General features: G+C 44.9%; 23 protein-coding genes. 3 read left to right on the forward strand and 20 right to left on the reverse strand.

The window, feature by feature from the left end; all coding sequences use genetic code 11:
* Window positions 1-9: 9 nt before the first annotated feature.
* The 5 genes from F941_RS12610 to F941_RS12630 all read right to left on the reverse strand — a co-directional run bounded on the left by F941_RS12610 (window position 10) and on the right by F941_RS12630 (window position 5,621).
* On the reverse strand, window positions 10-1,104 hold the full coding sequence (locus tag F941_RS12610; RefSeq protein WP_005011907.1) for a fimbrial protein: 1,095 nt from the start codon (window positions 1,102-1,104) through the stop codon (window positions 10-12).
* On the reverse strand, window positions 1,101-3,650 hold the full coding sequence (locus tag F941_RS12615) for a fimbria/pilus outer membrane usher protein (protein WP_005011910.1): 2,550 nt from the start codon (window positions 3,648-3,650) through the stop codon (window positions 1,101-1,103). Before F941_RS12615 ends, F941_RS12610 begins: the two co-directional genes overlap by 4 nt.
* A gap of 27 nt (window positions 3,651-3,677) precedes the next feature.
* Window positions 3,678-4,376: a fimbrial biogenesis chaperone gene (locus F941_RS12620; RefSeq protein WP_005011911.1), complete on the reverse strand. Its 699-nt coding sequence runs from the start codon at window positions 4,374-4,376 to the stop codon at window positions 3,678-3,680.
* A 22-nt stretch (window positions 4,377-4,398) separates the two neighbouring features.
* On the reverse strand, window positions 4,399-4,935 hold the full coding sequence (locus tag F941_RS12625; RefSeq protein ID WP_005011914.1) for a fimbrial protein: 537 nt from the start codon (window positions 4,933-4,935) through the stop codon (window positions 4,399-4,401).
* Window positions 4,936-5,297: 362 nt separating this feature from the next.
* Window positions 5,298-5,621, reverse strand: a complete 324-nt coding sequence (locus F941_RS12630; RefSeq protein WP_005011917.1) for a hypothetical protein — start codon at window positions 5,619-5,621, stop codon at window positions 5,298-5,300.
* A 695-nt stretch (window positions 5,622-6,316) separates the two neighbouring features.
* Here F941_RS12630 and F941_RS12635 point away from each other — a divergent pair.
* Entirely contained in the window at window positions 6,317-7,249 is a 933-nt protein-coding gene (locus tag F941_RS12635) for a tRNA dihydrouridine synthase (protein ID WP_026253364.1), read from the forward strand.
* A 77-nt stretch (window positions 7,250-7,326) separates the two neighbouring features.
* Here F941_RS12635 and F941_RS12640 read toward each other — a convergent pair whose 3' ends face one another.
* The 10 genes from F941_RS12640 to rpe all read right to left on the reverse strand — a co-directional run bounded on the left by F941_RS12640 (window position 7,327) and on the right by rpe (window position 14,907).
* Window positions 7,327-7,689 (reverse strand): SseB family protein, encoded by a 363-nt coding sequence (locus tag F941_RS12640; protein WP_005011922.1) that lies wholly within the window; start codon window positions 7,687-7,689, stop codon window positions 7,327-7,329.
* A 92-nt stretch (window positions 7,690-7,781) separates the two neighbouring features.
* Window positions 7,782-8,438, reverse strand: coding sequence for a nuclease-related domain-containing protein (locus F941_RS12645; protein WP_005011923.1), 657 nt, complete (start codon window positions 8,436-8,438; stop codon window positions 7,782-7,784).
* Between the two features lie 52 nt (window positions 8,439-8,490).
* Complete coding sequence (locus F941_RS12650) at window positions 8,491-8,970, reverse strand: methylated-DNA--[protein]-cysteine S-methyltransferase (RefSeq protein ID WP_005011926.1); 480 nt, start codon at window positions 8,968-8,970, stop codon at window positions 8,491-8,493.
* Window positions 8,971-9,009: 39 nt separating this feature from the next.
* The gene (locus F941_RS12655; protein WP_005011929.1) at window positions 9,010-9,327 is read right to left on the reverse strand and encodes a DMT family transporter; all 318 of its coding nucleotides are present in this window, start codon (window positions 9,325-9,327) and stop codon (window positions 9,010-9,012) included.
* A 97-nt stretch (window positions 9,328-9,424) separates the two neighbouring features.
* Window positions 9,425-9,742 carry a DMT family transporter gene (locus tag F941_RS12660; protein WP_005011931.1) on the reverse strand — a complete coding sequence of 106 codons (318 nt, stop codon included), beginning with the start codon at window positions 9,740-9,742 and terminating at the stop codon, window positions 9,425-9,427.
* 249 nt (window positions 9,743-9,991) lie between these two features.
* Entirely contained in the window at window positions 9,992-10,984 is a 993-nt protein-coding gene (locus tag F941_RS12665) for a copper resistance protein B (RefSeq protein WP_005011933.1), read from the reverse strand.
* Entirely contained in the window at window positions 10,971-11,297 is a 327-nt protein-coding gene (locus F941_RS12670) for a hypothetical protein (protein ID WP_005011934.1), read from the reverse strand. Before F941_RS12670 ends, F941_RS12665 begins: the two co-directional genes overlap by 14 nt.
* Window positions 11,284-13,131, reverse strand: coding sequence for a copper resistance system multicopper oxidase (locus F941_RS12675; protein ID WP_005011935.1), 1,848 nt, complete (start codon window positions 13,129-13,131; stop codon window positions 11,284-11,286). Before F941_RS12675 ends, F941_RS12670 begins: the two co-directional genes overlap by 14 nt.
* Before the next feature lie 56 nt (window positions 13,132-13,187).
* The gene (locus F941_RS12680; RefSeq protein ID WP_154649289.1) at window positions 13,188-13,772 is read right to left on the reverse strand and encodes a hypothetical protein; all 585 of its coding nucleotides are present in this window, start codon (window positions 13,770-13,772) and stop codon (window positions 13,188-13,190) included.
* Between the two features lie 448 nt (window positions 13,773-14,220).
* Entirely contained in the window at window positions 14,221-14,907 is a 687-nt protein-coding gene (gene rpe, locus F941_RS12685) for a ribulose-phosphate 3-epimerase (protein ID WP_005011938.1), read from the reverse strand.
* A 286-nt stretch (window positions 14,908-15,193) separates the two neighbouring features.
* On the opposite strand from rpe, the gene F941_RS12690 reads away from it, so the two are divergent.
* A complete protein-coding gene (locus F941_RS12690) occupies window positions 15,194-15,484 on the forward strand; it encodes a DUF2218 domain-containing protein (protein WP_005011939.1) in 291 nt (96 codons plus the stop codon).
* Between the two features lie 134 nt (window positions 15,485-15,618).
* Here F941_RS12690 and F941_RS12695 read toward each other — a convergent pair whose 3' ends face one another.
* The 4 genes from F941_RS12695 to F941_RS12710 form a co-directional block, all read right to left on the reverse strand.
* Window positions 15,619-16,650: a M48 family metallopeptidase gene (locus F941_RS12695; RefSeq protein ID WP_005011940.1), complete on the reverse strand. Its 1,032-nt coding sequence runs from the start codon at window positions 16,648-16,650 to the stop codon at window positions 15,619-15,621.
* Between the two features lie 15 nt (window positions 16,651-16,665).
* A complete protein-coding gene (locus F941_RS12700; RefSeq protein ID WP_005011941.1) occupies window positions 16,666-17,775 on the reverse strand; it encodes a YjgN family protein in 1,110 nt (369 codons plus the stop codon).
* Between the two features lie 440 nt (window positions 17,776-18,215).
* Window positions 18,216-19,046, reverse strand: coding sequence for an S-formylglutathione hydrolase (fghA, locus tag F941_RS12705; protein WP_005011942.1), 831 nt, complete (start codon window positions 19,044-19,046; stop codon window positions 18,216-18,218).
* Window positions 19,047-19,239: 193 nt separating this feature from the next.
* Window positions 19,240-20,127: an alpha/beta fold hydrolase gene (locus F941_RS12710; protein WP_005011943.1), complete on the reverse strand. Its 888-nt coding sequence runs from the start codon at window positions 20,125-20,127 to the stop codon at window positions 19,240-19,242.
* 78 nt (window positions 20,128-20,205) lie between these two features.
* On the opposite strand from F941_RS12710, the gene F941_RS12715 reads away from it, so the two are divergent.
* On the forward strand, window positions 20,206-20,556 hold the full coding sequence (locus F941_RS12715) for a MerR family transcriptional regulator (protein ID WP_005011944.1): 351 nt from the start codon (window positions 20,206-20,208) through the stop codon (window positions 20,554-20,556).
* A 110-nt stretch (window positions 20,557-20,666) separates the two neighbouring features.
* On the opposite strand, the gene F941_RS12720 is transcribed toward F941_RS12715, so the two are convergent.
* Window positions 20,667-22,085: a C13 family peptidase gene (locus tag F941_RS12720; RefSeq protein ID WP_005011945.1), complete on the reverse strand. Its 1,419-nt coding sequence runs from the start codon at window positions 22,083-22,085 to the stop codon at window positions 20,667-20,669.
* Between the last annotated feature and the right edge of the window lie 39 nt (window positions 22,086-22,124).

The raw sequence follows: 22,124 nt of genomic DNA on the forward strand, positions 1-22,124 counted from the left end.
GTTCAGCCGCTACTTAAAATAGACTTCATAATTAATGACAGAGGTGAATTTTCCGGCATTTACCGGCTTTTTCAGAAACAGTACGCCCGCTTCAAAGTTTTTACTCAGCTGCGTTCCTGTACTGTAGCCAAAATCAACCGTGTCATTCAAGCTCAAAGGCGCGCTGTTTCCTGATTCAAACAGGCGGATTCCCACCACATCTTTCATGCCTGTTTCTATGGCCGTGACCGTTTGCTCATCCACTTTATATGCCGAACTGAACACGCCAACAAAAGGATATTTTGCGCAGTCTTTGCCATTGGTGGTGACATTAATGGTAAATGGCGTTTTCCTTAGAACGGTATTTAAATCCTGATAAGCATAGTATTTGCCCAAATCCACACTCTGCGTGCTCAGCACAGGGACACATTCCACATAATTGATTTGAACCCCGCTGACTTTTTCCTGAAAATTGCCGTTGCCGTTGCGCCCGCCAATACCGTCCAGCTGGAAAACATCATAGTTTTTCACCGTTGCAGGAAAATTGCTGCCTGAACCGCGCGCCTTAATATATAAAGAATAGGTTAAGGTAATGGTTTGAGGATCTGCACAACGCTTTGAACTTGACCAATTATTTTTACCAATCAAATTACAATTTTGAGAAGCTCTTGAGGTAGGCCAGTAGTTATCTGATTGATAGCTGAGCGCGCGCTTGCCGGTCGCGATTTTATCGGTGGTTTTTGTAATGGGATATTCTTGGCCATTAAAACGGATGCCCATAATTAAATTAGAGTTGCCAAAATCGGTCGCTAATTTTTTCGCAGCGTCATCGACATATAAATAAGCATCTTCACTGGAGTTGGTCGTTGCATCATCATAACAGGTAAACGTCGATGAATAAGTTTGCGACTCCCACAATAATGCATTGGTTGCACTATTAAAACTGGTGACCGTAATGGTGCCGACATTTGTAGTATTGGTGGTATTTTTTGCTGTATCAATATTAAAATTGCTGGTCGCCTTGCCGCCGGACAGGCAGCGCATAGCCGATGCGCTTTGCGCAGCGGTTAAACTGATGGCGATTAAAAATGCATTCAAAAACAGCGGAAGCCATTTGCTCTTCATTTAGATTCTCCAGCTTCACATGCTAATGCCAGTTCATCGTAACCAATATCACGGCTGCTGAGCTGCGGTAAAGTAAAATGACACTGCTGATTTTCAGCACTGCCCCATTTTGCGGTCAAAACCTGCCCTGACTCAACATTGGTCAGGTAAGCCTGGCTGTTCAGTCCCACCAGGCCATAACGGTTAAGGCCTTGCACATCGCTGATTTCCGTGCCGGCCGCTAATTCACGGCCTTTATAATTCAAATTGACCAGCAAGCTGTGGCCTGTCTTCACATCAAATTTTACTTTCACAATCGCATATTTAGTAGGAACAATATCATTCTTCACCAATTCATCAATAAAGATATTTTGCCCTAAATCTTCCGCCTGCAGCGCCACACGGTTTTTTGCATAAGGATTGCTGCTGCTGATAATAGCATAGCCACGCTTATCCAATTTTAAACCGGTTTGATTTTCAATACGGATATCGCTGGCGCCTTTGGCTTCAATCAAAATCGGCGAATTATACATTTGCTGCCCGAAGACTGCCCCGTGGGAATGCACAAGCAGGCCGCCGCTCACCCCTGCATACAGCTGCCGGTATTGATCAGCATAAGCATATCCCACATTGGCATTGCCTTTGATTCCCCGATATGCTGCATTCACATTAAAATGATCGCCGCTTTTTTCAGAATGCCCCGCCAGCAACTGCGCCTGCAGGTTTTTATCCTTCAAAAAGCTTGCAGACAGCGCGCTTTGCAGGGTTGCGCCCGAGCTTTCAGAATAGAGCGCGCTGTTATTGGCAATAACATCATGCTGCTTAAAGGATTTCGGCGTATCAAGCGGCAGGCTCAAATTCAGGCCAACCGAATAGTCGGAACCGCTGAAGAGGCTTTTGCTGTTTTGATAATACAGGCCATAGGTCAAACGATGAATATTGTTATTATAGCCAATCTGCCAATTGTGCTGATTGTATTCCTTTTGCCAAAACTGAGTATCGGACACATTGGCATACAGCTGCCCCCATTTGCCAAGACGCTGATTCAGTGAAATTTGATACTGAGTTTTTCTATTGAAAAACACAGGCGAATAATAGGAATGTGTTTGAATATCAGCAGAATTTGCGGGGTCATTGACTGCCGATGAGTTTTGGTACTGATACTCATACGCGCCGTTCTGCCACTGCGCTTTTTCTTGTACGGCGTCTGCAAAGCTGAAATATTGCTCACTGTAATGAGACCCGGTCAGGTGAATATCAGTTCCCAGCGTATTGATGGATTTTGCATAGTTCACACGCACAGCTAAGCCGTCTTCTTGACGGCCGCTGAATAAGGTGTTGCGGGCATAGCTCAGGTCAGCAGAAACGGCGCCCCAATTTCCCAATGACCACGCGGTACCGCCTGCAACGGAGTGATAATCCTCTGCAGCCAGCACGCCTGCATACGGCGTCAGAAAATTGTTGAAGCCCAGCGTATAGGTCAGCTGGCCAAAATACGGCAGCTTCGCGCCTGAACCGCTGCGGTATTGCCCTGCAGTGATCTGATATTTATGCTGCCCAGCGCGCACCATATTCGGTATAGATGCATACGGCTGCATATAAGTGCGGACAGAGCCGTCACTTTCAATAATTTTGATTTCCAAATCGCCGCTGTCGTTCACGCCAGATAAATCGGCGATTTCAAAATTGCCCGGCGCAACATTCATGCTGTACACCAAGTAATTATTTTGACGGATTTCGACCAGCGCATTGCTGCGCGCGGTGCCGCGGATCACTGGCGCATAGCTTTGCAAGCCGATTGGCAATTGCGCCTCATCACTGCTGAATTGCAGGCCGCGGAAATTAATGCTTTCAAAAACATCGCCGCGGGTATTGGCATCACCCAATTCCAGGCGCGCCTTTAATGGAATAATGTCGCGTTCAAGCTTATTGATGGCATTGTCCCAAGAGGCAGACTGCCCCGTGCTCTTTAAAAAGCTGCTCTGATTGCGGTAACGCCACGCGCCCCAGTTAAAGCCGCCGTTCAGTAATAGGCTGCTGCTGCTGGTATCCGGGCCTGACTGGCTTTTATAGGTATTGGTATTGGCGCTGTAATTTAAGATCAGCGCATTGATGCCTTGATCATACAGCTTGGGTGAAATATAGCCGCGCGCATTCTGCTGTAAAAAAACCTGTGGAATGGATAAATTCAAGGTTTGCAGGCCAGCATCAAAATTCAGTTTTGCGCCGGACAATGCCGTCAGGTCATAACAGGCCGTAGATGGCTGCGCATCCGTTTGAGTGTCTAAAAGTATTTGATAGTCTTCAATAAAGCTGGCATCAACACAAGGAACAACATCCTGATCTTTTTGATAGAATTTTACTTTTCTTTTTTCTATGCGCTGATTATTCAGATAAATACTGAAATCATAATCACCCGGCAAAATGCTGTAGCCTTTGGTGACAGCATCAAAAACCACTTGGTCGGTAACATCTTTAAGAAATGCTGTATTGAACGCTGAATCTTCTGCCTGTGTATTTAATGCAGCAAGGCTCAGACTAAGCAAAGACAGTTTTAAATAATGCAAGTTCAAATCCAACTGCAGGTCAAATCATTATTTCAAAATAACTTCGGGCATCTCAATATTGCTGCCATAGTCATTGATATAGGTAAATTTAAGGCTTTTTACATTTTCCTGCACGTTGCGCAGCACATCAATGCTTTGGAATGGCGGCGCCATATCCTGATTCATATGGGTGATCGGCTGGCCATTTTTGCCTAAAGCCAAATCACCGATCGTGATAAATAACGGGCTATTATTTTTCAGCTTCAATGTGCCATGTTCAACAGACCACTGAAGTTTTTTCACCGCTGCCGGCAAATCCATTTCAATTTGCTGCGGACGGTAGAATAATTTAAGTTTTGAACGCACTGCCAGCTGTAAAGTGTTTTCTTCTTCCGGCTTTGGCGGTATTTCCTGCACATTAATCCAAACTTGGCTTTCACGGTCTGTCGGCAAGCCTGAACCCGAATAAATGAATCGTAAAACAGATTCTTTTTGCGGTTCAATTTTGATTAATGGCGGCGTCACAATAAAAGGCACTTTAGCTGAAGCTGTTTTATCTTCACCAGCTTCAAGCCAAGTTTGCACAATATAAGGTTTAGACGCGTTATTTTTCAGATTTAGCGTGGCAGCTTTGCTGTCACTGTGATAAATCACGCGGCTAGCCATAGCCTGAATCGCAGCATTGCTTGGCGATGCAAACGCAAGGCCGGATAAAACAATGGCGAATAACAATGGATTCAGGCGCATGACAGTTCCTCAGGGTGCTAAATTATTTTTGCTGCAATGTAATGCTTACAGTTGCATCTGCTTTACCTGCAGTCACAGCACTGCCAGTCGCTTGATAGAACGCCTGCAATGGCAAAGTTCCTGCAGCAGTTGCGCCAGTGCCAGACGCAGTTAAAGCCGCGTTAGAATCAGCACCGACTACTGTATTTAAATTCACTAAATTTGATGTACTGTTTGCGTTTGCAATTGCAATGCCGACACCTGTTGCAGCTGATGCTTTCAGCAGTTTAGCGTTCGTTGCATCTGCAGTACCTGCAAAGTTAACTTGATAGTTGCCGGCAACACAGTTGGCTGCGTCAATCGTAAAATTTGCTGGAGTTGATTTATCGCCAGCTGCTTTAAACATAGACGTTGGCCATTTGCCTAAAACAACTTCATTGCTGCTGCTGTTGTTGATTTTAATATCACATGCGGCATTCACAATTTCGCCAGTAAAGTTAATTTGACCCGCAGCAAATGCTGAAGTTGTGAAAGCCAATGCTGAAACTGCTGCGAATGCCAAAGAAATTTGTGTTTTCATTTACTTAACCTAAAGATAATCAATAATTTTTTTCCGCTTATTGCGGGGCTTACTAAAATATGACCACAAACACAAAGGAAATACAAAATGTGACATATCTTACATTTTTTGGATCATAGCAGAAAAAAAATATTTGAAAACTCTTTTTATATATTTTTTGTAAACAAGACATGGAAATATCAAAGAAACAGCTCAAAATCGCTTCATTAAATTTTCAATGTATTGTTTTTATTATATTTATTAATGAGCAATATTATTAACAAAAAAAAACATTTTCTATTGCTTAAAATATATTTCGAAATTTTACTTAAAAAAAAGAAACACTTAAGCTATTGAAAGCAGATGAGTTATGAAAAATGACGTTATTTATAGTTTATTTCAAGATTTAAGGCTTTTTTTTCAGGAAGTTGCTTTACATTTACCGCAAAAAAAGTGGACCATATTTCGGCCTGCTGCTGCAGGTAGGATTGCATTTCTACAGCCGAAGGATCTTCTGCCTTCATGCGCTCAACAAGGTTTGCAAATTGATTTTCTAAAACTTCACATTTTTTTTCATTGTCAGAATAATTTAAATCACATGTGTTTTCATAAATTTCCCCATTGAAATTCAGATTAATCGCTTCTTGAGCAAAAACAGCTGAAGCAGCACACACAGATATCAAAATTATTGCGATATTTTTTAACATGACATCGCCCCTGTTTATTTTCTTTTATAATTTTTATAGCACAGCTGTTCAATCCGTTATTCTTCTTAATTATCAAAAAAATCAGGGATTGATAACTTAATCACATACTGCGCGATTTTAATTTTCAATTGTTCATCCTGTGTGCAGGGACACCCATGTTTTATTTTTCAGTGACATCCGCCCTTTAAGACAACAGCCTCTATGCATATGCCATTTATTGTAAAAAACTTAAATTAATCATGAAGTATAATTAAACAAAATTAGCAGGATAGCCAAATTTAACCCCCTGTATTGGCTATCAAGGCTAAAAGCCTATTTGCCGAAAAGTTCCCTGCAGAATCGCTTTTATATGATATTTTTTAACGGCTTCAGCAGTACGCCCTATGGCCAAGCCAATTAAAATAACAATGCCTGCCTGAATATTCTTTTTAATAATCTTATTTTAATGGTCGCATTTTGAAAAATACCCTTTGCTGCGCATTATAATATGCCGCAGCTCCCCGTCCCGATTATATGCTGTTTCATATTATCGGCCCGCTCTATAATATCTGGATGCGCTAGGCTGCTCATATATTGACAGTATCCGCCTGCAGTATTAAAGCGCTTAAACCATAGAATAAAAGCAATTTTCGCTAAACTAGACAAGTACAGGAAAACAACGTATAACTCCGTTTTTCTTCGTACAGGCAATGGCAGTGAAACTTGTATTAGCACCCATGGAAGGCTTAACCGATCCAATTATGCGCGATGTGCTGACATCCGTCGGGAGCTTTGACTGGTGTGTCACTGAGTTTATCCGGGTCACCAATTCTGTCCTGCCCGACCATGTCTATCACTCCTATTGCCCTGAGCTGCTCAATGAGGGGAAAACGGCAGCAGGCACGCCTGTGCATGTACAGTTTTTAGGCAATGATCCTGAAATGCTGGCTGCCAATGCCTTACGCGCGGTTGCCTTAGGCGCGCCTGCTATTGATATGAATTTTGGCTGTCCTGCAAAAACGGTGAACCGCCACCGCGGCGGTTCGGTGCTGCTGGATGAACCCGAAGTGGTCTATGAACTGGTCAAAGCTGTGCGCGATGCCGTGCCGAGCCATATTCCGGTATCAGCCAAAATGCGCCTAGGCTATATGGACCGCAATTTCACGATGGAAAATGCCCATGCCATTGAAGACGCTGGCGCAGCATGGGTTACTGTGCATGCCCGCACCAAAGCGGACGGCTATACTCCACCCGCCTTTTGGGATCAGCTGCGCCCCATCCGCGAAGCATTGAAAATTAATGTGATTGCCAATGGCGAAATTTGGAACAATGCCGATGCCAAGCAGTGCCGGCTTGAATCAGGCTGTGAAGATTTAATGATTGGCCGCGGTGCCGTCACCACCCCGGACATTACCCAATGCATCCGCCAAAATAGTGATGATGCGCTGATTACATGGAATCAGCTGATTCAGCTGCAGATCCGCTTTTTGAACGGCACATATAAAAAAGAAATGAATATGGTGGGCCGCTATAAGCAATGGCTGGGCATGATGTCTAAGCATTATCCTGAAGCCAAAGAGCTTTGGAATGAAGTGAAAAAAGTTAGACCGCTCGAAGATATTGTACAGAAATTGCAAAGCCATCAATAAATACCTGAATTAAGATCTGAAAAGCCCTTTCTCAAAAGGGCTTTTTCATCTATAGCTGAATGTCCAGATCAAATGCTCTAAGCAAATTCAGCCTGCAGCAAAAATTCAATTTCGTCCGCCGAAAATTCTTTCGAATAGGATGACGTCGGGTTTAAGACCAAAATTGCACCTTGCGTCATTTCCAATAATTTTCTGGCAGGCATGCTCATATAAGGTTCACCTGCACCTAAATCGGCACGAATCGTTTCAGATGATAAAAAGAATGGGATGGCCTGCTCTCCATGTTCTGTTTGCAGCATGCGGAATTGAATGCGGCCATTGGCCTGCGCTAGGCCTAGACAGTAAATGTCTGAAAGCAGCAACTGCTTCAAAAATTCAGGCGTATTTTCAGGATTTTCGGCAGCCTGCTGAAAAAGCGCGTCTAAATGCGGATTGCTCATTCTGTTGTTCTTGTTCTATTGCTTTTATTTTGCAGAGCATCATAGCAAAAGCATTCAAAAGTACAACTGCTGTCAGCGGACGCAGCTGTTCACTATGTTTCATTTTTCTGCCTTAGGTTTTCCACATGGGTCCGATTGGTCTTCCAGGACTTTTCCAGCACTGCTTTTTCAATCCGCAATTGAATCCGTTTCAGCTTTATCGCTGGAATCAGCTCTTCACGGAAACCGTTGACATAATCTGTCCATGCCGCGCCGCGGAATACATTCTCAGGCATAGGGGTTTTAAATTCACAGTCTGGCATAAACACCACAATCGAATGCATCCATGCCGGCTCAACAAGATCGCTCAAAAGGGTTTGCAAAACTTTTTGATGCTTATAGTTTTGATGCAATGGATTTTGAAACTTAAACGATTTTTTATAAATTTTCTGCGTCCACATTTTTTGACGTGCACCGCCAAAGATCCAGCCCTTATAGTTTTTGGTTTCAATGACAAAAATGCCGTAAGGGCTTAATAAAATATGGTCAATCTGCGTGGTTTGGTTCTGCTCATCAGGCAAAGTGCAATCGTTCAATAAACGGTACTTTTCTTTATTCAAATACCGTTTGGCCTGTGTGCTGACGACAAACTCCCCTATTTTTCCTTTCAAAAAAGGCGTAAATATTTTGAAGAGGCCAGCAGCAGCAAACAGTAAAATCAGCCACCATAGCTGTGAAAACAGCGGGGAAAAAATTTGCGCTATATTCATTCAATCCAGTTCATATTATAGTTTTAACAAAAACAATATAAACTGGCTGAGTTCATAAAGCTTCTAATTTCAATAGAATATCCTTATTTTCCAGCCCGCCGGCAAAGCCCACCAATTTGCCATTCGCCCCCACCACACGGTGGCACGGCGCAATAATCGAAATTGGATTTTTACCGTTGGCTGCGCCGACTGCGCGCACCGCTTTAACATTGCCGAGCTGTTCAGCAATTTGCTTATAGCTGCGGGTTTCACCAAAAGGAATGGTCAGCAGCGCCTGCCAAACTTTTTGCTGAAATTCAGTCCCTTCAAAATCCAAAGGCAAATCAAAAACTTGACGTTGACCTGAAAAATACTCATTTAACTGCTTTTGCGTTTCCAGCAAAATTGGATGCTTTTTATCTTCAACCAGCTCTGCCAAACGAACACGTTTGGGGTCTTCATTTTCCCAAAGCACCGCAACAAGCGCTGTGTCATGCGCGACCAGTTTCAGCAAACCAACAGGTGAAGCCATTTCCATAAAAGACAATTGCATGCTCGTGATCCATATCGTTCAAGGCGTTTGAAATATAACTCAACTCGATGAAAGTTTCATCAGCACCAGCCCCGAAATAATCAGGACTGCCGCCAGCATGCGCATTGCCGAAGCAGGCTCGCCTAAAAAGAAAATGCCTACGGCAAATGAGCCGACCGCGCCAATGCCCGTCCAAACAGTATACGCTGTACCCAGCGGCAAAGTTTTCATGGCATAAGACAGCAAAGCAAAACTTGCGATCATAAAAACAATGGTCAGCACACTTGGAACGAATTTAGAAAACCCATCAGACACTTTCATACAGTATGCCCAAACCACTTCCAAAAATCCTGCAACAAGCAATAAAACCCAAGCCATATCCTAAGCCTAATCTAACTTTCAGCCGCTTAAATGAAAAATCATAAACCTAAAAAAGAGCCATATGGTTGAATATGGCTCTTTAGAAACCTCAGTATTAACTTGATGAAAGCTTCATCAGTACAAGGCCTGAAATAATCAATACCGCTGCCAGCATGCGCACCGCAGTCGCAGGTTCACCCAAAATAAAAATACCGACCAGAAATGAGCCGACCGCACCGATCCCCGTCCAAATGGTATACGCCGTTCCCAGCGGCAAAGTACGCATGGCATACGCCAGCAGGCCAAAGCTTAAAATCATAAAAAATAAGGTGATAATGCTTGGGGTGAGCTTGGTGAAACCTTCGGACATTTTCATGCTGTATGCCCAAACGATTTCAAAAATGCCCGCAAAGATAAGAAGAATCCAAGCCATGATATCTGCTCCAAATTTAAATTAGAGTCAGGCCGTCCTGACGGATTTTCTCAAGAGATGAAGCTTTAGATTAAAACTCAAAAATGAGGGAGGTCGTTCCTCCTTATAATGGTGCAATCATAGCGAATTATGAATTCTTTTGGGGCAATTTTTACAACTTATGACCAAAAATAAACCTATAAAAAATAGGACTTTAAAATTGCCTCTTAAAGTCCTATGGTTAGGATAATGATGATGAATACTTATTTCTTAAAACTTAAAGCGCACACCTGCGCCATACAGCCAGCCCTGTTCAGAATCTGACTGAACCTGCCACGGGTTTTCATCATTGCCCTTCGAATATTCATAAGCAATGTCGAGATACGGCATGACTTTTTTACTGATCTCATAACGGGTTTCTAAGCCTGCTGTTGCATTGCTCAACCCTGCTTTTTTGGCATATTTGGAATCATCACTGAAGATTACATTCAGGTCTAAATACGGCTGCACAATCAGCTTTTGTGTAATCAATAAATCTCGTTCCGTCTCAAGGCTAAAACCTGCATAGCTGTCCTTACCGGCATAGAGATAAGCATCGGTTTCAAAGAAATACGGCGCCATGCCATGCAGGCCAATTACCGCATCAACATTGTCTTCAGTGTCTTTACAATGATGATCAAGTTCGACTTTTTCACTTCGATAACGTGCGCCGATTTGTGCATCCCAAAAATCTGAAATCATGCGGCTATACAAAATTTTGGCATCATAATGCGCGTCATGTGACTCTTGTTTTTCCGCATGCACTTTAATGAAAACTTTGTTTTCATCTGTCCCGATACGGGTTTCAAACTCAGACTTTAAAGCGCCGGCGCCATCTTCATTCACCAGCCATTTATTATCGACTGTGGTCACTGCATAAATCTGTGCGCCATGCTCTTTGCGGTGGTCATGCCCTTGATGCGCTGTTTCAACCGATGCAGATGCCGAATGAGTTGTATGGTCTTGCACAGGCTGCGCTTCAGGAACACGTTGTGCTGCAGGGGCAATGTGCTGTGAATGATCCATTTCGCCATGCTTCATATCAGCATGATTCATTTCTGCATGGTTCATCTGCTGGTGATTCATTTGAGAATGATCCATCGGCATAGCTGTAATGGTCGCTTTTGCACCATGATCTTCACCATTATGCGCAAAACTCACCGCACTGATCATCAGCAAAGAACTGCTTAAAACACTTTTAGAAAAAAGATTAATGATGCGCATGCTGATCTCCTTTCTGAGCATTTTTGTCCTGCTGCTTTTCTGTGGCATCTTGCTGCTGATCTTTTGCAGGCTGTGACTGCTGATGATTCATATGCGCTGAATGATCTTCAGGATTCATCTGCGCCATCATCTGCATATGCTGTTCATGCGCTTGCGCAGAATGCTGTGAATGATCCATCTGCTGGCTCATTGCCAAAGTCTCTGTTCCCTTTTTGACAGGTGAATGATGGCCGTCATGCGCCAGGCTCAAACTACTCAACCCCAGGACTGCAGCAGAGAAAACCGCTTTCAATACAAAATTAGTGATGTGCATGTTCAGCCCCTTTTTGCTCAGCTGCCGGTGTGGCTTGCGTCATTTTTGCTGCGCTTTGAATGGGTGCTGTCGAAACTTTGCCATCAGTAACATTGGCAACGATGAGTTTATTCATCATGCCTGCGCTCATGTGATACAGCAGGTGGCAATGAATCGCCCACTCCCCCAATTCATCCGCGGTCAGTAAAGCCGTCACGGTTTTGCCCGGCGGAACAATCACTGTATGCTTATTGGGCATATCCGCCACAGGCTGGCCATTTTCCAGCTGCATAAACATGCCATGCAGATGCATGGGATGCGCCATCATGCTGTCATTGATAAATTTGATTCGGATACGCTCGCCATACTTCACTTTCAGCGGTTCAGCATCACTGAATTTTTTGCCGTTGATAGTCCAGATATAGCGCTCCATCGTGCCGCCCAGACGGATGACCAATTCACTGGCCGCTGCGCGGGTATCCGCTTGAGGATGTAAAGATTTTAAATCACTGTATTGCAGTGCTTTATCACCTTCTGGCGTAGAGGCATTGGCCCAGCCATATACAGGCTGATCATTTTTCTGCGGCATATGCTGTGAATGATCCGTGTCCGGCATCTCGTCATGATTCATTTTCGTATGATCCATGCCCTGCATTGCATCGTGATTCATTTTCGTATGATCCATGCCTGGCATCGCTTTATGATTCATTTTCGAATGATCCATGCCTTGCATCGCATCATGATTCATCTTTGCATGATCCATGCCCGGCATATCGCCATGCCCCATATCTTCCATCGTCAGCAGGGAGCGCGGACGCGGTGCAGGCATGTGAATGCCGTGAGTTATTGGATTCAATTCATTGTGCAGCGTGCCCACAGCAAAGCCTGAACGGTCAATGGATTCCGCCTCTATCTGATAGTGCCCATTTTCCGGTGCAACGATCACATCATAGGTTTCTGCGGTGCCGATGCGGAACTCATCCACAGGCACAGGCTTAACCGGCTGGCCGTCCGCGCTGACCACCGTCATTTTCAGGCCAGGAATGCGCACATCAAAAAAAGACATGGCCGAAGCATTAATAAAGCGCAGGCGGACTTTTTCGTTCGGCTTAAACATGCCTGTCCAATTCTGTTCAGGCGTTTTGCCGTTGATCAGAAAGGTATAGCCGGTGACATCGGACAGATCCGTTTTCAGCATGCGCATCTGATTCCACATTTTGCGGTCAGCCCATGTGGCTTTCAGCCCATCCCGCTGGACCTGTTTCCACACATCCCCCAAGGTTTCACGCTGATTTTGATAGTACTCTGCAGAAATTTTCAGATTTTTCTGGATCTGATCGCTGCCTTGCTCATGAAAATCCGACAGCATCACCACATAATCACGCTCGGTTTCTTCATGCGGCGCCAAAGGCTGTTTCCCTTTCGGATAAATCACCAAAGCGCCGTACAGGCCATCCTGCTCCTGCCCTTTAGAATGCGCGTGATACCAATAGGTACCGCTTTGACGCACTTTAAATTTATAAACAAATTCTTTATTTGGCCCAATGCCGTTGAAACCGTTAAAGCCTGGCACGCCATCCATAATGCCTGGCAGCAGCAGGCCATGCCAATGAATGGAAGAGTCTTTATTTTTCAGATGATTCTTGACCCGGATCACCGCATCATCGCCCTCTTCAAACTCTAAAAGCGGAGCAGGAAACTGACCGTTTACGGTAATCCGAGTGAGCGGTTTTCCTGTGACCTGTACTGTGCTCTCATCAATAATGAGCGAGTATTCTTTCACAGCCGCATACAGCGCTGTAGATGATATGAAGCAAATACCTGCAAGCAGGCTTTGACTGAATTTACTGGACATAACTTAATCCTAATTTTTTAAAGGGACTTTGAGATAAAAGTGTTCTAAAAACCGGATTAAGCTTTAGGAGGGCGCAGCAGTTCCTGCCAATGGCCAGGCAAATACTGCGCAGTGTAGATTATATTGGGCTGTTCAGACGCCAGCTTCAATTCAGGCAAAGAAAACTGAACGGCATGCATTTCTAAAGAAAGCGAGGCAATTTGGCAGTGCCACAAGGCGCAGTCAGCACATTGCATGTTACTGCCCATGGGAGCGGGTTTGGTCTGGCAATGCTCTGAAGCCTGAGCTGCAAGCTGCATCTTGCCTTGATGGCAATCCTGCATTTGCATATCGGATGCGGCAAAGCCGGAAGAAGCCTGTTGCGCCATGGCCTGCGGGGCAGCTGAATCATGCTTCTCCATCACACCATGAGGCGCAGAATGCATCGGTACTGTTTGCATGTGAGAAACAGCGGCCTGCGCATTGTCAGCCTGAGCATTCCTCAACTGCGGCGCTTCGGACGGAGTACTGCTGGCCTCAACGGCTTGGCTCATCATCAGCAAGTGAATAGGCTTTTGCACAGCAAAGGCAACACTGCTCCATCCGATGACCAATGCCATCAGAAAAGCGAAGCTGGTATACCGCCGCATGAGTTTCAGCAAGCCTATTCTGCCTTCAGCATAAAATGAGAATCCGTCAATCACTGCATCAGCTGTTGCCCGATGAGCAATTTCGCCAATTATTTTGCAGTTTTCCACATCCCGTGATGTATCTTTCCATCATAAAGAACTGCGCACTTATGCACAACACCCTTAATTTATCCGTAAAACGGTTTTTTCCTTTTTGGCAAATCATTTAAAACAATGCAGTTATATTTTGAGCAGCGCCTTTTTTAAGCAATGCTGAATAAACAATCAATAATTCAAACACTTTAAAACAATAAAAATGGCTCAAATGAGCCATTTTTATACAAATAAAGTCTAATTAATAACCCTTTGATACACTGTTGTTTATTCTTTATTCAAGTTATCCATATAGTTATCGACATAGATATCCATACGTTTATCCATAAAGTTATCCACAACCTGTATCGGATTTATTCATAACGGCTTAAGCTTCCACTGCACCAGCTTTTGCCAATTCAGAGCGCATTTCATCAATCACAGCTTTATAATCCGGCTTGCCGAAAATAGCTGAACCGGCAACAAACATATCTGCGCCCGCCTCTGCAATTTCACGGATATTGCCGGGCCCTACACCGCCATCCACTTCCAGGCGGATGTCACGGCCTGAAGCATCAATAATTTTTCGCGCTTGACGCAATTTCTCCAGCGTCATTGGAATAAATTTCTGACCGCCAAAGCCCGGGTTAACACTCATCAGCAAGATTTGATCGACTTTATCCAAGACATAGTCCAAATAATGCAGCGGTGTTGCAGGGTTGAAGACCAGACCCGCTTTCGCGCCGCCAGCTTTGATCAGCTGTAAAGAACGGTCAATATGATCTGTCGCTTCCGGATGGAACGTAATAATATCCGCACCCGCTTCCAAAAAATCACCAATCATGCGGTCGACTGGCGACACCATCAAATGCACATCAATCGGCGCTTGAATACCGTATTTTTTCAATGCTTTGCACACGCCTGCACCAAAAGTCAGATTCGGCACATAGTGATTATCCATCACATCAAAATGCACAACATCTGCGCCGGCCTGCAGAACATTGTCCACTTCTTCACCTAAACGGGCAAAGTCAGCAGATAAAATGGAAGGCGCAATTAAAAATGGCTTGGACATGATGAACCTGGCTATGGAGAAGTAGTATTTTTTACAGTATAGCAAAACTGGCTGATCGGCGCTTGCCTGCTGCTATGCATTGCCATGATAAATATTAAGGCAAGAATGCTGACCGCATCAGGGAAAATAAGCTTTGGCATCACGGATGTATGCTCAAGAAAAGAGGCTGAACACGATCCATCAGCCGCAAGATTGCTTTTAAACAATGCGCTGCAATTTTTGAATAGGCATCTGCAGATAAATGCTTTAGGGTCTAAGTCCTATTCATCTTTACCTGTGGATCAGTATGCCTCAATCTTCACATAGCCAAATTGCGACAGGGCAAGCGGCTCGAATTGCCAAACGCTTGCTTAATCATTGGAAGCACAAATTTGACGTTTCTGAATCGGAAACCCTGCTGCAGATTTTTATGCCGACTGCTGAAATTCAGCTTAGCCCTGACACTGCGCATCTGAACGTAGCGATTATCGCGACAACGCCAGATGCTGATTTGCCCCGCTTAGAACAGGTGGTGCTGGATCATTTAATCCGCATGGGGCAAGAAGAACTTAGCGCAGAATGGCTGCGTTCAGAATAAAATGCTGCCATCTGCTGCCCAATGTGATTTGAGACAAGTAGAATAGCTCCGCTTGCCTCAAAAGCACTCTTCTTAAGAAAAGCCATGATAAAAGCTGCGTGAAATATCCAGCGTCCTTATATACTGCATTTTCTTCATAAAGATGGATGCTGTGACTGATAATTTTTAACCGCTTCAATCCGCTCGTAGGTTGCAGGATGCGAACTTAAAAAATCTTGCCAAGAGCGCTTTTCAGTCACTTTCTCACCGGCATCATCCGCAAGGCGCTGTAAAAAATTAGCATAGTGCATGGTTTTCAGATGATGCTGATCCATCATGCGCATGGCATATAAATCTGCTTCGGACTCAAAATCCCGCGAATAGCTTGCGCCAATCAGCGCAACAGGCAATGTGGTGATCAGATCAGAACTGTCCCCCGTAATCATCAAGGCAATGACGCTGAACCCAAGGCTGGATAATGCCTGCTGCATGCTGTGGCGCTGCGCTAAATGCCCTTGCTCATGCGCCAGCACTCCTAAAAGCTCATCATCATTTTTGGCCAGCTTCACCAGCTCATCGGTCAGTATGATGGTGTTATTCGGAATTGCCAGCGCATTGGCGCCAATGCTTCCGCCGCCGCGGAAAATCAGCTTTGCAGGCTGCGCTCCGGCAACCAGACGCTGATATTTCTGCAGCAGTTCATTCTGGCGGGCTTTAGGCAGCTGCGAGTCTGCTGTCATCTCCAGAATATACTTTTCCGCTTGATCGCCCCAGCTCTGCATTGTCTGTGCAGGTAAATGCTTTGACACCTGATAAGACGCCGCAGGCACGCCCCATTTAATGACAGCAAAGGCCAAAGCAGCCACAAATGCCACACTGAACAGAATTAAACTGGGTGTTTTTTCCAGTTTCCAGACGGTATGCAGGCGGTCTTTAGCGGTTAAATTAAACCACTCAGGCAAAGCATCTTTAAATTCCAGCCGAGATTCATCCTTAAATTCAATAATCGGCTGAATCGTCCCCAATGCGCCAATCAATGTCATATCGTCATACATATAGACCCGCTGCTGCACCAGCTGAATGCCATATTTCACTAAAACACGCTGTTCATCCAGTTTAAGCACTTGCGCAATTTGCGGCTTAGCGCTGATACCGTCGTAAAATACCGCATCGGCAGAAAGGTTCATGGCTGTCTCCCGCAATTAAAGTGAAATATCCAAATCAAAGATCTCACTGAGTTCTTCAGCGACCGCATTGTGGTCTTGCTGCAGCTGGTTCATCAAATAATCGGGATTATCGGCCAGCACCAGTTTTAATGATTCGGTCTGATATTTGTATAAGCGAATTGCAGCCCATGGCGTAAGCAATCCGAGAGAAATAATTTTTGCCAGCCAGTTGCTGAGAATAATCCATGCATAGCGCCATTGGCTGCAGCCCGCGGTGAAGCGGCTGCGGTTAATCGATGTGCTGTTCCATGAGGTAATAAAAATACGCGCCATCATCAAAGGCCAAACAAATAAGTAGCCAATGAGATATGCAAGCAAAAACAGCCCAGTATAATATTTAATCCCTAAGCCTCCGCCCATGCTGTACATCAGGCCCAGCACCGCGGCCAATACAGCCATTGCTGCCATAAAAATAAACACCGGCATATACATCGCGCGCATATAGGCAGGCCAATCAGCATTTAACTTAAAGTTCAGCTGCCCAATATACAAATGATTCAGGCACTCCCGCTTATAGAGCCAGACTGCGGCTGGAAAAAACAGCCCCATGGTGAATACCGTCACCGCAACGCATTTCAAAAAGCACCAATACACGCTTTTATTGCTTCCTGCAAAAAAGAACCGGCTATTGCCGAACTTGCTGTTGCGGGCGCGGAAACGGATCGTCGAACGCACCAGCCATGGCACTGCCAAGAAAATCAGCAGCAGGCCTGCCAAGAGCAACTCGACTGAATATTTCATAGCAAAGGAAATTGCGCCGTAAATAACGAGGGCAATGATACGTCCGATTAAAATTTTAGACGGCAGACCTGTAAAATCGAAACGGCGCTGAATAAACCATGTATTGCCATAGAAATAGCGTAGGCGGCGCACTTTCGCCCACGGCGCGTATAAGCCTAATGTAATGATGGTCAGTAAAATATTGACAATCCAAATGCCAAAATATTCCGAGGCCGTTCCCTGAAAACGAAATGAATATTGCAGTCCCAAATCAATGGAAGCCCCCACCGCTTGCTGCGGTGTTTCTTCAAAAAATGGAGTGGGAAAGTCTGGGTTTTGATTGGGATAGGTTTCTGAATTTTGCATAAAAAGCCTAAAAAATTATTTTAATAATTGAGTGATCCAGTGTCACCGCACTGTTCAGCATGACTGCAATATACGGTGAATTATACAAGCAGGTGCTGACGTTATTCTGCGCTATCCTTTGATTCTATAGATAAAATGAATAAATATGGAGTACTTTGCTGTCAGCGGGCGGAAAAACTATTTCAATCAGCGGCAAACATTCAGTCTGGCAGGACTCACGTTAAAATCGCCTGCATATGAAACATATCCATTGACCTGAATAAAAATTTTCCAAGATTGAATCCACACTATTTCGGCTAAATGCACGGCGCTGTGAAGCGCCTATCCCGCCAGTGTGGCTTTGATCAGCAATATCCGCTATATCGAAGCGCAATCCGCAGCATAAATGCATCATACTGCGGCATCCGAAACAGCATTTCAAATTGCTCTGATCCGAGATTTTATCTGTTTAATTCAGCGCTATGGAACTGAATATGCGCGTCAATAAAACTGGCAATAAAGTAATAGCTGTGGTCATACCCTTCACGCATGTTCAGCGTCAGCGGATAGTTCATTTCACGGCAGGCATCGCTCAGCAATTCAGGCTTTAGCTGTTCTTCCAAAAACGAATCCGCAGAACCTTGATCCACTAAAATTGGCTTGCGCGCTGCACCCGACTTAATCAGCTCAACGGCATCATAACGGCACCACAGCAATTGATCATCGCCGAGATAAGCCCTAAATGCCTTCTGCCCCCAAGGCACTTGCGACGGCGCAACAATAGGCGAAAAGGCGGAAATGCTCTGATAAACATCCGGATTGCTCAAGCCAATGACTAAAGCGCCATGCCCTCCGGCACTATGCCCCATAATGCTTTGCACCCGCTTGCTTGGAAAGTTTTCATCTATTAAGGCCCGCAGTTCATGAACGATATAATCATACATTTGATAATGTTCAGACCATGGCGCTTGAGTCGCATTGAGATAAAATCCTGCACCTTGCCCTAAATCGTAAGCCGCATCATCCGCGATATTGTCACCCCGCGGGCTGGTATCCGGAGCGACAATAATCACTTTATTTTCGGATGCATATTTTTGAGCGCCGGCTTTGGTAATGAAATTCTGCTCATTGCAGGTCAGCCCGGAAAGCCAGTAAATGACTGGCAATTTCTCATCCTTTGCATGCGGCGGCAGATAGATTGAGAAGTTCATAGCGCATTTTAAAACATCTGACTGGTGCTGATAAACGTCCTGCCAACCGCCAAATGAGGCATGTCTTTCCATTCTTTCCATGAATCATTCCTTAAATCATTCTGGCTAACATACTAACGCAATTGCTTCATAAGCTTATGCTATTTTGATCATGAAATTTTGAATTTCTGCTTCTTTAAATCTGCAACAGGCCTGTTTCATTGTTCTACATAAGACACATGCTGCTCCAGCGCGTTGCAGTAGAAAGGCATGCATCTTTTTAAAGTGCATTTATTTAAAGTGTGTTTATAAATGCAGCTAAGCGCTGGTCAAACAAGCTTGATTCCTCCCAAAATGGCGCATGCCCAGAATGATAAAAAATATCGGATTGAATTTTTGGATTGATATGCTTTGCCCGCTGTAATGAAGCTTCAGCATTCACCAAAGCATCGTGCTGGCCATAAATAAATAGCATAGGTAAATTAGGCTGATTCAAACCCTGTTCTGCGGGAATGCTGATAGCAGGCACTGAGCGCTGCATGGTGGAATTTGCAAGCGCAGCTGCGGAGAGCAGCCGTTCAAAACTAACCGTATCAGGCTGCTGATAAAAACAAAGTTGTAAAAAATCACGTTCTGCATCTAGGTGCGTTTGCAAATTTTCAGCAGCCATCCCACTATATACAGCGGGATGGGCGGGTATTTGTTCAGTATTCAGCTCAACTACACCGCCAGCAAAGACCGCTCCGCGTATATTCGCCTTTGTATATTTTGCAAAATAATTACTGATGACCGCTCCGCCTAATGACCAGCCAACCAGCACAGTTTTTTGAGCATGACTGGCATCTATCACGGCAGCCAAGTCATCCGCCCAAAGTGCGCCATCGGTATAAGCCGCTGCAGAGTTGGGCTGATCAGAGTTTCCATGCCCGCGTAAATCATAGCGGATTAAACGATACTGTTTTAGTTGAGGATCAATACGTTGCTTCTCCCAATTTAAATGGCTGCCCAATAAACCATGAATAAAAATGATGGCGGCGCCTTCAGACGGGCCTGTTTCATATATCGAAATCTTCACGCCATCGCTTGAAATAGCAAAATAGCTCTTTTCTTGCGCATAAAGCGCAGTTGAAAGCATAAGAAGGATTGCGCTGAAAGAAGTTTGAATAAAGGTAAATAACGGCATAAATTTTCTCTGTTGTTAAGCTGGCTTGTATGCTAAACATTGACACTAACGTCAGAGTCAACAGGGCTAATTCAATTTATGCTGTTATCTATTGGGGAGCTAGCTAAAAAAGCAGGTGTCAGTGTCCGCGTAGTCCGTTATTACAACAATCAAGGACTGCTTCATTCTCAGCGCGGGGCCAATGGCTACCGCTACTTTAAAGAGCAAACCATTACTCAAATTCAGCAAATCCAGCGCTTTATCGCGTTTGGTTTCAATCTGGCTGAAATCCGTACTTTCCCCGACTGCATGCGTTTAATTGAAGACGCAGCATTTTGCCCAGAAACGCAAAGCCTGCAAAAAGCGCGCTTAGATAAAATTGAGCAGCAGATTATAGATTTGGAAAGAAAGAAGCTTGAGCTGTTAAAGTCTCTCGCTGAAGAGCAATAAAAGATCGCATAACAAAGAAAGTTTCAATTTTAAGGTGCAGGCTTAGGCTCTGCCACAGCGGTATGAACATGCGTGCAGCTGTAACAAATGCCTATGAATGAGGTGTGGAGTTAATTCAGCGCTGCGGCAACAGGCTTCTGTGGTGCCGAAACAAGTTTCTGCGGCGCAGTGGCAGGCGGAAATAAGCGCTGCTCTAATTGCGGCAGCATCAATTGCATATTTTTGCCAATTGACCATTGCGGTTCAGACGGTTCAAAGCCTTGCGCACTTTCCCATTGCGCGACTGTTTGTTTGGTTTGTTCAAATGCTGCTTCTATGGAAGGCTGCTCACGCATCGCCTGATCAAAAAATGCGCGCCCAAAATAGGTGTAATCCGCTTCACTCGAACAGCCGAAGGACTGGCGGTCAGCCGCCGATGCGGTAATCACCAGCGTATTTTCATCCTGCAAAGCAGGAACAAAACTGCCGGAATAGCAAGACGAAATCACAATCACCCGCCAGCGGATGCCAGCGGCATCCAAAGTGTCACGCAGCCATTTCGGGTCAACCTGCGCTAAATCCAAGGGAGCATTTTCTATTTCAAACACGTTCGGCAAGCCATGCGAAGTCATATATAAAAATAAGACATCGCTTTCCTTATTCATCTGCTGGCCAATACGGCGCAAAGCCATTTCCATGCTGGTTCGGGATGCAATCGGCAATTCCGTGCGGGTTGCCGGATTGTTGACTAAAGCCATAGAGTGGCCAAAGGTGCCGAAACGCGTATCAAACTGTTCTTTAATCCGTTCAATTTCCAGTTTAAAGACATCTTGATAGCTGGCTCCCGCCACCCCTAAAAAATACCAGTGGGTTTGCGCAAATTCCCCATATTCCACGCCATCTAGAGATTTGTTCAGCAATTTGCTCTGCGCATAGAACGCATCTTCTGCAAATGTTGGCGGCATGTCTTCCACTTTCCAGATCGGCTGGTCTTTGACTGATATTTGCCATACCACCAAAGTAAACAGCGTCGCCAGCATAATCAGCGCGCGCTCCCACCATGGCCATTTCAGCTCTCGGGAAATCACCCAGACAACAGCCAGGCTTTGCCACACAAACAGGATAATGAACAGGGTTGGAATAAAGTCATACAGGATATACGGCAGCGCATCCAGATCGCCCAAATACTGTATCAAACCCTGGAACAGCATGATGTGGGTATCCAGCACCAGCCATAACAGCGCAGGCACCAGCATCAGGCGCGGGTTATTGACCCGCTGTGACAAAAAGATCCCGACAATCAAGGCAATAAAAGGCCAAAGCGCGTAGCTGACCAAGCCTTGCGGGTTAAATTCGCCAATGCGCCCGCTGCTCAGCCAGCTGAACAGGCTGTTTGCGCAGCCGCCTAAAATCCCCCAAAACACCAATTGCAGAATAGATGGGCGGACAATCTGAAGCGAGCGCCTAGACCCTAAAAACAGCCACATCCCCGCAGTTTGGTTGCTTTTAAAATCATGCCAAAAATTGATGGAGGGTTTGAAGTCGATCATATAAATCTTATGGGGGTTATGGCTCACTTATCACATCAG

This window comes from Acinetobacter bouvetii DSM 14964 = CIP 107468 (assembly GCF_000368865.1).
GTDB classification, from domain to species: domain Bacteria; phylum Pseudomonadota; class Gammaproteobacteria; order Pseudomonadales; family Moraxellaceae; genus Acinetobacter; species Acinetobacter bouvetii.

Excerpts from the sequence above, each read along its gene's own strand:
- F941_RS12610 (WP_005011907.1), bottom strand. The coding sequence starts at position 1,104 with ATGAAGAGCAAATGGCTTCCGCTGTTTTTGAATGCATTTTTAATCGCC.
- F941_RS12620 (WP_005011911.1), bottom strand. The coding sequence starts at position 4,376 with ATGCGCCTGAATCCATTGTTATTCGCCATTGTTTTATCCGGCCTTGCG.
- F941_RS12625 (WP_005011914.1), bottom strand. The coding sequence starts at position 4,935 with ATGAAAACACAAATTTCTTTGGCATTCGCAGCAGTTTCAGCATTGGCT.
- F941_RS12630 (WP_005011917.1), bottom strand. The coding sequence starts at position 5,621 with ATGTTAAAAAATATCGCAATAATTTTGATATCTGTGTGTGCTGCTTCA.
- F941_RS12640 (WP_005011922.1), bottom strand. The coding sequence starts at position 7,689 with ATGAGCAATCCGCATTTAGACGCGCTTTTTCAGCAGGCTGCCGAAAAT.
- F941_RS12645 (WP_005011923.1), bottom strand. The coding sequence starts at position 8,438 with ATGAATATAGCGCAAATTTTTTCCCCGCTGTTTTCACAGCTATGGTGG.
- F941_RS12650 (WP_005011926.1), bottom strand. The coding sequence starts at position 8,970 with ATGCAATTGTCTTTTATGGAAATGGCTTCACCTGTTGGTTTGCTGAAA.
- F941_RS12655 (WP_005011929.1), bottom strand. The coding sequence starts at position 9,327 with ATGGCTTGGGTTTTATTGCTTGTTGCAGGATTTTTGGAAGTGGTTTGG.
- F941_RS12660 (WP_005011931.1), bottom strand. The coding sequence starts at position 9,742 with ATGGCTTGGATTCTTCTTATCTTTGCGGGCATTTTTGAAATCGTTTGG.
- F941_RS12665 (WP_005011933.1), bottom strand. The coding sequence starts at position 10,984 with ATGCGCATCATTAATCTTTTTTCTAAAAGTGTTTTAAGCAGTTCTTTG.
- F941_RS12670 (WP_005011934.1), bottom strand. The coding sequence starts at position 11,297 with ATGCACATCACTAATTTTGTATTGAAAGCGGTTTTCTCTGCTGCAGTC.
- F941_RS12675 (WP_005011935.1), bottom strand. The coding sequence starts at position 13,131 with ATGTCCAGTAAATTCAGTCAAAGCCTGCTTGCAGGTATTTGCTTCATA.
- rpe (WP_005011938.1), bottom strand. The coding sequence starts at position 14,907 with ATGTCCAAGCCATTTTTAATTGCGCCTTCCATTTTATCTGCTGACTTT.
- F941_RS12690 (WP_005011939.1), top strand. The coding sequence starts at position 15,194 with ATGCCTCAATCTTCACATAGCCAAATTGCGACAGGGCAAGCGGCTCGA.
- F941_RS12695 (WP_005011940.1), bottom strand. The coding sequence starts at position 16,650 with ATGAACCTTTCTGCCGATGCGGTATTTTACGACGGTATCAGCGCTAAG.
- F941_RS12700 (WP_005011941.1), bottom strand. The coding sequence starts at position 17,775 with ATGCAAAATTCAGAAACCTATCCCAATCAAAACCCAGACTTTCCCACT.
- fghA (WP_005011942.1), bottom strand. The coding sequence starts at position 19,046 with ATGGAAAGAATGGAAAGACATGCCTCATTTGGCGGTTGGCAGGACGTT.
- F941_RS12710 (WP_005011943.1), bottom strand. The coding sequence starts at position 20,127 with ATGCCGTTATTTACCTTTATTCAAACTTCTTTCAGCGCAATCCTTCTT.
- F941_RS12715 (WP_005011944.1), top strand. The coding sequence starts at position 20,206 with ATGCTGTTATCTATTGGGGAGCTAGCTAAAAAAGCAGGTGTCAGTGTC.
- F941_RS12720 (WP_005011945.1), bottom strand. The coding sequence starts at position 22,085 with ATGATCGACTTCAAACCCTCCATCAATTTTTGGCATGATTTTAAAAGC.